This window comes from Streptomyces sp. WG5, from assembly GCF_049974565.1.
Classification (GTDB): domain Bacteria; phylum Actinomycetota; class Actinomycetes; order Streptomycetales; family Streptomycetaceae; genus Streptomyces.
Genome location: NZ_JBNGGC010000073.1, coordinates 1 through 8,883, shown reverse-complemented (window position 1 = coordinate 8,883; position 8,883 = coordinate 1). Strand labels below are relative to the sequence as shown.

General features: G+C 73.6%; 8 protein-coding genes and 1 pseudogene. 1 reads left to right on the top strand and 8 read right to left on the bottom strand.

Features of this window, described 5'->3' with window-relative positions; all coding sequences use genetic code 11:
• Positions 1 to 141 precede the first annotated feature (141 nt).
• The 7 genes from ACP4IX_RS35735 to ACP4IX_RS35705 all read right to left on the bottom strand — a co-directional run bounded on the left by ACP4IX_RS35735 (position 142) and on the right by ACP4IX_RS35705 (position 6,049).
• The gene (locus ACP4IX_RS35735) at positions 142 to 477 is read right to left on the bottom strand and encodes a TcmI family type II polyketide cyclase (protein ID WP_426518927.1); all 336 of its coding nucleotides are present in this window, start codon (positions 475 to 477) and stop codon (positions 142 to 144) included.
• Between the two features lie 247 nt (positions 478 to 724).
• On the bottom strand, positions 725 to 1,204 hold the full coding sequence (locus tag ACP4IX_RS35730) for an SRPBCC family protein (protein ID WP_426518925.1): 480 nt from the start codon (positions 1,202 to 1,204) through the stop codon (positions 725 to 727).
• Position 1,205: 1 nt separating this feature from the next.
• The gene (locus ACP4IX_RS35725) at positions 1,206 to 1,475 is read right to left on the bottom strand and encodes an acyl carrier protein (protein WP_426518923.1); all 270 of its coding nucleotides are present in this window, start codon (positions 1,473 to 1,475) and stop codon (positions 1,206 to 1,208) included.
• Between the two features lie 94 nt (positions 1,476 to 1,569).
• On the bottom strand, positions 1,570 to 2,853 hold the full coding sequence (locus ACP4IX_RS35720) for a ketosynthase chain-length factor (RefSeq protein WP_426558748.1): 1,284 nt from the start codon (positions 2,851 to 2,853) through the stop codon (positions 1,570 to 1,572).
• Positions 2,850 to 4,121: a beta-ketoacyl-[acyl-carrier-protein] synthase family protein gene (locus ACP4IX_RS35715; protein WP_426518919.1), complete on the bottom strand. Its 1,272-nt coding sequence runs from the start codon at positions 4,119 to 4,121 to the stop codon at positions 2,850 to 2,852. Before ACP4IX_RS35715 ends, ACP4IX_RS35720 begins: the two co-directional genes overlap by 4 nt.
• Positions 4,118 to 4,606, bottom strand: a complete 489-nt coding sequence (locus ACP4IX_RS35710) for a cupin domain-containing protein (protein WP_426518917.1) — start codon at positions 4,604 to 4,606, stop codon at positions 4,118 to 4,120. The genes ACP4IX_RS35715 and ACP4IX_RS35710 overlap by 4 nt, the downstream gene beginning before the upstream one ends.
• A 210-nt stretch (positions 4,607 to 4,816) precedes the next feature.
• Positions 4,817 to 6,049, bottom strand: a complete 1,233-nt coding sequence (locus tag ACP4IX_RS35705) for a SchA/CurD-like domain-containing protein (RefSeq protein ID WP_426558746.1) — start codon at positions 6,047 to 6,049, stop codon at positions 4,817 to 4,819.
• Between the two features lie 400 nt (positions 6,050 to 6,449).
• On the opposite strand from ACP4IX_RS35705, the gene ACP4IX_RS35700 reads away from it, so the two are divergent.
• Positions 6,450 to 8,447, top strand: coding sequence for an FAD-dependent oxidoreductase (locus ACP4IX_RS35700; RefSeq protein WP_426558744.1), 1,998 nt, complete (start codon positions 6,450 to 6,452; stop codon positions 8,445 to 8,447).
• A 201-nt stretch (positions 8,448 to 8,648) separates the two neighbouring features.
• Here the strand turns inward: ACP4IX_RS35700 and ACP4IX_RS35695 are convergent.
• A pseudogene (locus ACP4IX_RS35695) lies at positions 8,649 to 8,883 on the bottom strand (fusidic acid esterase FusH); the annotation flags it as partial.

Genomic DNA, 8,883 nt, shown 5'->3' with positions numbered 1-8,883 from the left:
TGGGGGCACCCCCCTTCCCCCCCGGGGGGCCCCCGGTGGGCGCCGCCCCCCCGCCCCCCCGCCGCCCCCCCCCCCCGGGGGGGGGGGGGCCCCCGCCCCCCCCCCGCCCCCCCCCGACGCGGTGGGGGAGGCGGCGGACCGTCAGCCGGCGGCGGTCCGATCCCAGCGGTAGAAGCAGCGCGCCATCGCGTCCTTCGGACCCCGCCAGGTCGCCGGGTCGTACGCCGACACGTACGGTTCGAGCCGCTCGCTGACCCGGCGGAACTCCGGATGCCCGGTCAGCCGGCCGATGGCCGGGGCCGGGTCCTCGTCGCTCTCGATGAGGTGCATGTACACGCCGTCACCGAACTCGAAGAGACTGCGCCGGTTGACGCCCACCAGGTGGGGCAGCTCGCCGCGGTCGGACTCGGCGAACACCTTCGCGATGTCCGGTGCGGCGCCGGGGGTCATCCGGGCGACGATCAGGGTGTGGTGCATGGGGAGGTGCCCTCCGTCGGTGTCGGGTCGGCTCAGGTGTCGGGTCCGGCTCAGGTGTCGGTCGGCTCGGATGTCGGTCGGCTCGGATGTCGTACGACTCGGGTGTCGGACGACTCGGGTGTCGTACGACTCGGGTGTTGGCCGGCTCGCGGGTCGGCCCGCTGAGGTGCCGGCCGGCTCAGGTGCCGGCCGGCCCGGGTGTCCGCCGGCTCGCGGGCCGGCCGGCCGGGTGCAAGTCGGCCCGGTGTCAGTCGGCGAGCACGGAGGCGGGCCGTCGCTCGCCCGCGGCCTGCTCGATCCGGTCCCGGATCAGGGCCATCTGCGTACGCGAGTTGCGGTTGATGTTGTCCGTCATCCAGGCGTCGTCCACGGGTGCGTCCGGCTTCATCGCGAAGTCCTGGATCCAGCGCATCCGGACACCCTCGGCGGTCTCCGCGTACTCCCAGACGATGTCCATGTACTGGAAGGGGCCCGTCTCCACCCGGTGGGCGCGGACGGTGCGGGTCGTCGGGTCGGCGACCCGCTCGGAGACCCAGCTCCACACCTTGCCGTCCGCGTCCGGGTGCATGGTGAGCCGGAACGTGACGCGGTCCCCGTCACGGTCGAGCACGTCCACGGCGGCGTACTCGCTGAACAGCCGGGGCCAGTTGTCGATGTCGTTGGTCATGTCCCAGACCAGCTCCATCGGCGCGGCGATGGTGATCTCGTTGTCGGTGTGGCCCGGCACGTCACACTCCCGTCTTCAGGGCGCCGTTGATCAGCGCGAGGAAATCCGCGGGCGTCTTGCAGCGCTCGGCCTGCTCCGGCAGACCCAGCCCGTACCGCTTCTCCAGCTCGGCCACGATGCCCAGCAGGCCGAGGGAGTCCAGGCCGAAGGTGTCGAAACCGGCGTCGGCCTGCTGCTGGAGGGTGACCGGGTCGACGTGCACGCCGGCGGTGCGCTTCATCAGCGTCGCCAGTTCCTCGACGGTCACCTGGTAGTCCACTTGGTCGGTCATGCGAGGTGCTCCTTCACTCGGTTCGGCGCTCGCCCGGAAGCGGCGCTCACTCTGGGTTGGCGTTGGTCGGGTCGGGTGGGCCGCCGGTCGTCCGTCAGCCGTCCGCGGACGGCGCGGTGCCGCCCTTCCGCAGGACGAGCGCCGAGTTGGACCCCATGAGCCCGCGGCCGAGGACCAGGGCCGTGCGGATCTCGGCGGGGCGGGCGCGGCCGGCCACCACGTCCAGGTCGTGGCACACGTCGAACACGTGCGGGGTGGGCGGGATCAGCCCGTGCTCCATGGCGAGCACCGCGGTCGACACGTCCAGCACCGGTGCCGCGCAGTACGCCCGCCCGGTCCCGGTCTTGGGCGCGGTGACCGGCACCCGCCGGGCGTGCGGGCCGAGCGCGTCGGCGAGGGCCAGCGCCTCGGCCCGGTCGGCTTCCGGGACACCGAGGGCGTCCGCGAACACCACGTCCACCTCCTCGGGCCGGCAGCCGGCCTCGGCCAGCGCACCCTCGATCGCGTGGGCCAGCCCGGCCCGGGACTCCGCCCAGCGGGAGGGACCCGTGAAGGTCGCCGCGTGCCCGGCCACCGTCGCCCGCACGTCGGCCCCGCGGTCCCGGGCCGCCGCCTCCTCCTCCACCAGGAGCACGGCACCGCCCTCGGCCGGCGCGAACCCGCAGGCCGCACCGGTGAACGGGCGGTAGGCCCGGTCGGGTTCCGTGGCCCGGCTCAGCTCGGGGTAGCCCAGCTGGCAGACGATCGAGTACGGGGCCAGCGGCGCCTCGGTCGCACCGCAGACCACCGTGTCCGTGCCGTTGCGCACGGCGAGCGCCGCGTGCGCCAGGGCGTCCAGGCCTCCCGCCTCGTCGGCGGCGACGACCCCGCAGGGACCCTTGAAGTCGTTGCGGATGGAGACCTGGCCGGTGCTGGCCGCGTAGAACCAGGCGATCGACTGGTACGGGCCGACGTACCGCGACCCCTGACCCCACAGGTTCTGCAGCTCCCGCTGCCCGAACTCGCCGCCGCCGGACCCCGCGGCGGTGACCACGCCCACCGAGTACGGCGACTCGACGTCGGCGCGGCCGAACCGGGCGTCGGTCAGGGCGAGGTCGGTGGCGGCCAGCGCGAAGTGGGTGAACCGGTCGGTCTGGACGAGGTAGCGGTCCTCGACCGTGTCGGCCGCCTCGAAGCCGCGTACCTCACCCGCGACCCGCAGCGGCAGGTGGTCGCAGCCCTCGCGGGTGACGGGACCGAGGCTGCTGGCGCCGTCCTCGGCCGCCTTCCAGAACGCCTCGACCCCGATGCCGTGCGGGGACACCACACCGAGTCCGGTGACGACGGCCCGCCTGGTTCCGTCCTGCCGACGGCGCGTGGTCCGTTGTGGTCCGCTCATCGCAGCCCTCCTTCGCAACCGCTCAGTACGACGGCGGACTGGAAGCCGCCGAAGCCGCTGCCCACCGACAGCACGTGCCGCAGCGTCCGCTCGCGTGCCTCGCGCGGCACGTAGTCCAGGTCGCACTCCGGGTCGGGGGTCGTGTAGTTGGCCGTGGGCGGCACCACCTGGTGGGCCATCGCCAGCACGCACGCGGCCAGCTCTATCGACCCGATCGCGCCCAGCGAGTGGCCCACCATGGACTTGATCGAACTCATCGGCGTCGCGTAGGCGTGCTCGCCCAGCGACCGTTTGACGGCCGCGGTCTCGTGCCGGTCGTTCTGCTGGGTGCCCGAGCCGTGCGCGTTGACGTAGTCGATGGCGGTGCCGTCCAGCCCGGCCATGTCGAGCGCCGTGTCGATGGCCCGCGCCATCTCCAGGCCCTCCTTGGTGAGCCCGGTCATGTGGTAGGCGTTGCCGAAGGTGGCGTAGCCGGAGATCTCGCAGTACACGGCGGCACCACGGGCCCGGGCGTGCTCCAGGTCCTCCAGGACGAGCACGGCGGCGCCCTCTCCCATGACGAAGCCGTTGCGGTCGGCGTCGAAGGGACGGGAGGCGTGCGCGGGGTCGTCGTTGTTCGGGGAGGTCGCCTTGATGGCGTCGAAGCAGGCCATGGTGATCGGGGATATCGGCGAGTCCGCCGCGCCCGCCAGGCACACGTCGACGCGTCCCTCGGCGACGGCGTGATAGGCGTACCCCACCGCGTCCAGGCCGGACGTGCACCCGGTGGACACCGTCTGCACCGGACCGTGGACGCCGAACTCCTCGGCGACGGCCGACGACAGCGTCGCCGGGGTGAAGGCCCGCTCCAGGTGCGGCTCGGCCCGCCGGTCGTCGACGTCCCAGCGGGAGCCGCGCTCGCTGACGAGCACGTAGTCGTGCTCCAGCCGGGTGGTGCCGCCGACCGCGGTGCCCAGCGTGGCGCCGGCCCGCCAGGGATTCTCACGGGCCATGTCGAGGTCGGCGTCCCGGACCGCCTCGGCGGCGGCGACGAGCGCGAACTGCACGTACCGGTCGCACCGCTGGACCGTGGCGAGGTCCAGCCCGTGCTCGGACGGTTCGAAGTCGCACTCGGCGGCTATCTGCGAACGCAGCCCGGCCGGGTCGAACAGGGAGATGCGGCGCGTCGCCGTACGGCCGTCGGACAGCAGGCTCCAGAACTGGGGGGCGCCGATCCCGCCCGGGGCGACGACGCCTATGCCCGTGACGGCGACCCGACGCCGGGTCATGACACCGCCTCGGCCGCGGCGGCGGGACGCTCCTGCCCGGCGTGCCCGGCGTGCCCGGCGCACCCCGCCCGGTCCGGGTCGTGGGGGAGGGGGTTGCCCGCCGCGTCCTCGGTGTCGACGTGTCCCAGCTCCGGCCGCGGGGCCAGCGGCCCCAGGTGGAAGACGATGCGTGCCTCGACGTCGCCCACGTTGCGGAAGCGGTGGCGCATGTCCTGCGGGATCAGCAGCCCCTGCCCCGTGGAGAGGGTGTGGGGGACACCGTTCAGGTCCACCTCGAGGGTGCCGTCGGTGACGTACACGAACTCCTCGGAGTACGGGTGGTAGTGCTCCGCGATGCGGTCACCTGGCTGCACCATGGCCACGCCCATGAAGCCGCTGGTCGACCCGGCGGTGGTGGGCGTGAGAAGGGCGCGGAGGTCTCCGCCGCGGCGGCGGTTCGGCGCGATGTCGCCGAGGGAGACGATGCGTACCTGCTGGTCTGTCATGTCGTTCACTCCGGGATGACGGGACGCGAGGGGACGTCGGAGGGGTCGGAGGGGCGGGGGAGGGTGAGGGTGAGGGTGAGGGGGTGGAGAGGTCGGAGCGGATGAGGGGGGGGAGAGGCCGGGGAGGCGGAGAGGTCCGCGCGGACCAGCGGGCGCGCCGTGGGGCCCGGCCCGGTCCGTCCCGGTCCGCCCGCGTGATGCGTGCCTGGCTCAGGGGTCGTCCGAGCGCCGGTCGGTCAGGAGGGTCATACGGGCCCGCGCCAGCAGCAGCGACAGCGTGCGTTCGTCCGTCAGGGGCCCGTCGACGCCGGCGGCGGCGGTGTCCAGCAACCGCTCGACCGCGGTGACCTCCGCGGCGGGGGCCCCGGACCTGTCGGCGGGCGCGTGCAGGCCCAGGACGAACGCGGGCGCGTCGGCCGGATCGCCGTCCACGTCGACGAGCCGTATGACGAAGTCGTCGCGGTGGAAGACGGTGGCGGCGCGGACCGGGCTGGCCGGGTCGTGGGCGGCCGCCGCGTCCCGGCCGGCCAGCAGCCGGGCCAGTTCCGGACCGGCGCCGACCCGGGCCGGGTAGAACAGCGCGAGCCGCATGTCGCGCGCGTCGGCGCGGACGCAGGACGTCATGTGGTGGACGGCCGGCATCGCGGACCGGGTGAAGAACCGCCGGGCGGACCGGGGATCGCGGAGGTCCCGGACCTGCTCCAGATACGGGTTGAGGGCCTCCTCGACGGCCCGCACCCCGGGCTGCCGGGCGACGTGGCGCAGCGCGGTCTGCAGGTCGCCCTGCACCTCCACGGCGCGCACGACCCGGTTGCCGTGCAGGAAGACCGAGGTGCGCAGCAGCCGGCCGGAGGCGTCGACACCGGCGTCGGGCTGCGCGTAGCCGGCCAGCAGCCGGGCGACCTCCCCTTCGCTGCCGGGCCGTACGGTGAAGGTCAGGGCGTGCCGGACGACGTTGCTCCCGATCCGGGGAGCGGCCGGCGGCGGCTCACCGGCCGCCGCGGACGGGGGCCGTTCGCCGGGGGTCTCCCGCAGGACGCTGTAGCGCAGGGACTGCGTGTCGCGCACGTAGTCCTGCAGGGGCCCGACGGTGTCGAGGTGCTCTTCGCTGTTGACCCAGGCCAGGAAAGGGACCGCGCTCTCCCATTCGCTGGTGAGGAGCCACTGGGTGGGATTGTCCAGAGACTGGCACAGCTGGTCGCTGACGTGTCCCGGAACGGCGGCGACCCGGTCGCGGATGCCGTCGTAGGCGGTCAGGAACTCCTGCTGCATTCCGTCGTGGATGTCCAGCATCAGGACGACCCGCACGCGGGATCCGTCGAACGCGGATATCGACACGCCGGCCGCGTCCTCGGCGGCCGATGCCACCGTGGCGTCCGTGGCGTCCGTGGTCCGGGCATCCGCCGACGCGGTACCCGTCGCCACGACGGGAGAGACCGTCATGCGGCCCACCTCTTCTCGGGGGAACTTTCTCGTCGACTGGGCGCGATCGTCGCGGCGCGGGCCATGACTCCGGCAGGGCGCGGCGGTCGCAGTAAGCACGATCGTGAGCCGTGCCCGCGAGGACCGCGAACCGGGAGGGTTAAGCGGGTGAAGCCTGAGCCGCCGCGGGCCTCCTCGGGCCGCACGGGGCATGCATGAAGACCCCCGGCGCACATCTGCCGCGGGGCGAGTCACGCGACGACGGTCCGACACACGGAGGGCGAACGTCCGTCACGACGGAGGACCACGTCCGTCACGACCGAGGACGACGTCCGCCACGACGGAGGACCACGTCCGTCACAACGGAAGACGACGTCCGTCACGACACAGGACGAACGTTCGTCACAACGGAGGACGAACAATGAACGCAAGAGCCGACCGGTCCGGCGGAGCCGCCCCCGGGGTCCACCGAGTCCCGGTCCTCATCGTCGGCGGATCCCTGGTGGGCCTGTCGACCTCGGTCTTCCTGGGGCGGCTGGGCATCCGGCACACCCTGGTGGAGCGCCACACCGGCACCTCCATCCACCCCCGCGGGCGCGGCAACAACGTCCGCACGATGGAGATCTTCCGCGTGTCCGGCACCGAGCCGGACATCAGGAAGGCCGCCGCCACCCTGGCCGGGAACCACGGCATCTTCCAGACGCCCACCCTGGTCGGCGACGCGGGGGAGTGGCTGTTCAAGGAGATGGACGCGGGGGGCGGACTGGCCCGCTTCAGCCCCAGCTCCTGGTGCCTGTGCTCCCAGAACGACCTGGAGCCGGAGCTCCTCACCCACGCCACGAACCTCGGCGGCGACCTGCGCTTCGGCACCGAACTGCTGTCGTTCGAGGCCGACGCCGAAGGCGTCACCGCGATCGTGAAGAGCCGGGAGACCGGCGAGCACACCACCATCCGCGCGGACTACCTGGTCGCCGCCGACGGCCCCCGCAGCCCCGTCCGCGAGCAACTCGGCATCGGCCAGAGCGGCCCCGGCGACCTCTTCCACAACGTCAGCATCACCTTCCGCTCCCGCCGCCTCGCCGACATCGTGGGCGACCGCCGCTTCATCGTCTGCTACCTGACCAACGAGGACGCGGACGGAGCCCTCCTCCCGGTGGACAACCGGGAGAACTGGGTCTTCCACGCCCCCTGGCACCCCGAACAGGGCGAAACAGTCGAGGACTTCACCGACGACCGCTGCGCCGACCACATCCGCCGCGCGATCGGCGCCCCGGACCTCGACGTCGAGATCACCGGCAAGGCGTCCTGGCACGCGGCCCAGCGCGTCGCCCGCAGCTACCGCTCCGGCCGCGTCTTCCTGGCCGGCGACTCAGCCCACGAGATGTCCCCCACCGGCGCCTTCGGCTCCAACACCGGCATCCAGGACGCCCACAACCTCGCCTGGAAACTGGCCGCGGTCCTGGAAGGCTGGGCGGGCGACGGCCTCCTGGACACCTACGACGCGGAACGCCGCCCGGTCGCGGAGGCCACCAGCGCCCGAGCCGCCGGCCGCTCGGCGGAACACAGCCACCCCGGATTCGCGCCTCCGCCGGGCATGGGAGGCGGGGGACCGGGTGCGGGGCCGGCCGGTGGTCCTGGTGGGGGTCCGGGTGGCGGAGCACCGGGCGGAGCACCGGGCGGAGCACCGGGCGGAGGTCCTGGTGGCGGTCCCGGCGGCCCCGGCAGTCCCGGTGGTCCCGGTGCTGCTCCGGGCGGACGTCCTGGTGGAGGCCCCGGCGGCCCCGGCGGCCCCGGTGGTGCCGGTGGTCCCGGTGGTGCCGGAGCTCTCGGAGGTTTCGGGGGCCCCGGGGCTCCCGGTGGCCCTGGCGGCCCCGGCGGTCCGGGCGGCCCCGGCGGTCCGGGCGGTCCGGGCGGGGCCCCCGGCGGCGGCCCGCAGGCCGGCATCCTCAACGTCGCCCTCGGTTACCGCTACACCCAGGGCGCGGTGGTCGGCGCCGACCCGGGAGCACCGGTGGTGCCGGACGGCCTGGACCTCACCGGCGCCCCCGGCAGCAGGGCCCCCCACCTCTGGCTCCGCCACGGCGACGACGCCTCCCGCATCTCCACCCTGGACCTCTACGAGGACTCCCTGGTCCTGCTCAGCGACGCGGCACAGCCCACCGGCTGGCACGAGGCGGCGACGCGCCTGGCATCCGAGATGCGGGTCCCGCTGAAGTCGTACCGCGTGGGCGGGACACCGGAGGCGGACCTGGTCCCGGACGACGAGGGCACCGACTGGGCGAGGTCCCACGGAGTGACCCACGGCGGCGCGGTCCTCATCCGCCCCGACGGCTTCGTGGCGTGGCGCTCCCCCGGCCCGGCCCCGGACCCGGAGTCGATGCTGCGGCAGGTGGTGGGGACGGTCCTGGCACGGCAGTGAGGTGACTGGCTGCCCCGCCCTGACACAGACGTGGACCACTCCCCGGTCAACCTGCGCCTCTCGTTCCGAGGCGAACCAGGGAGTGGTCTCCGTTGTGACGGTGCCGTGAGACGACGGGCGTCTGGTGGCCCGTCAGAGCTGAGCCGTACGGTCTACCGGGCAGAGGAGGCGGTCGCCCGACACCTCTGCCGAGTCATGACGTCAGAGAGTGATCATGAACTTGCCCTGGTCCCAGTAGGTGCCGTGGTTGGTACGGACCGCGACTCTGCCGTCCTTGGTGTGGACGAACAGGTCGGCCTTGCCGTCGCCGGTCGCGTCACCGAACTTGAGGGTGCCCAGCTGGGAGCCGTCGATGAAGAGGCCCCAGCCGCCGGACCAGTGGGTGCCCTGGTCCCAGTAGGTGCCGTGGTTGGTGCGGACCTCGATGTTGCCGTCG

What these genes read in the sequence shown, in the direction of transcription:
- ACP4IX_RS35710 (WP_426518917.1), bottom strand. Translation starts at nt 4,606, where the DNA reads ATGACAGACCAGCAGGTACGCATCGTCTCCCTCGGCGACATCGCGCCG.
- ACP4IX_RS35720 (WP_426558748.1), bottom strand. Translation starts at nt 2,853, where the DNA reads ATGAGCGGACCACAACGGACCACGCGCCGTCGGCAGGACGGAACCAGG.
- ACP4IX_RS35700 (WP_426558744.1), top strand. Translation starts at nt 6,450, where the DNA reads ATGAACGCAAGAGCCGACCGGTCCGGCGGAGCCGCCCCCGGGGTCCAC.
- ACP4IX_RS35735 (WP_426518927.1), bottom strand. Translation starts at nt 477, where the DNA reads ATGCACCACACCCTGATCGTCGCCCGGATGACCCCCGGCGCCGCACCG.
- ACP4IX_RS35705 (WP_426558746.1), bottom strand. Translation starts at nt 6,049, where the DNA reads ATGACGGTCTCTCCCGTCGTGGCGACGGGTACCGCGTCGGCGGATGCC.
- ACP4IX_RS35725 (WP_426518923.1), bottom strand. Translation starts at nt 1,475, where the DNA reads ATGACCGACCAAGTGGACTACCAGGTGACCGTCGAGGAACTGGCGACG.
- ACP4IX_RS35715 (WP_426518919.1), bottom strand. Translation starts at nt 4,121, where the DNA reads ATGACCCGGCGTCGGGTCGCCGTCACGGGCATAGGCGTCGTCGCCCCG.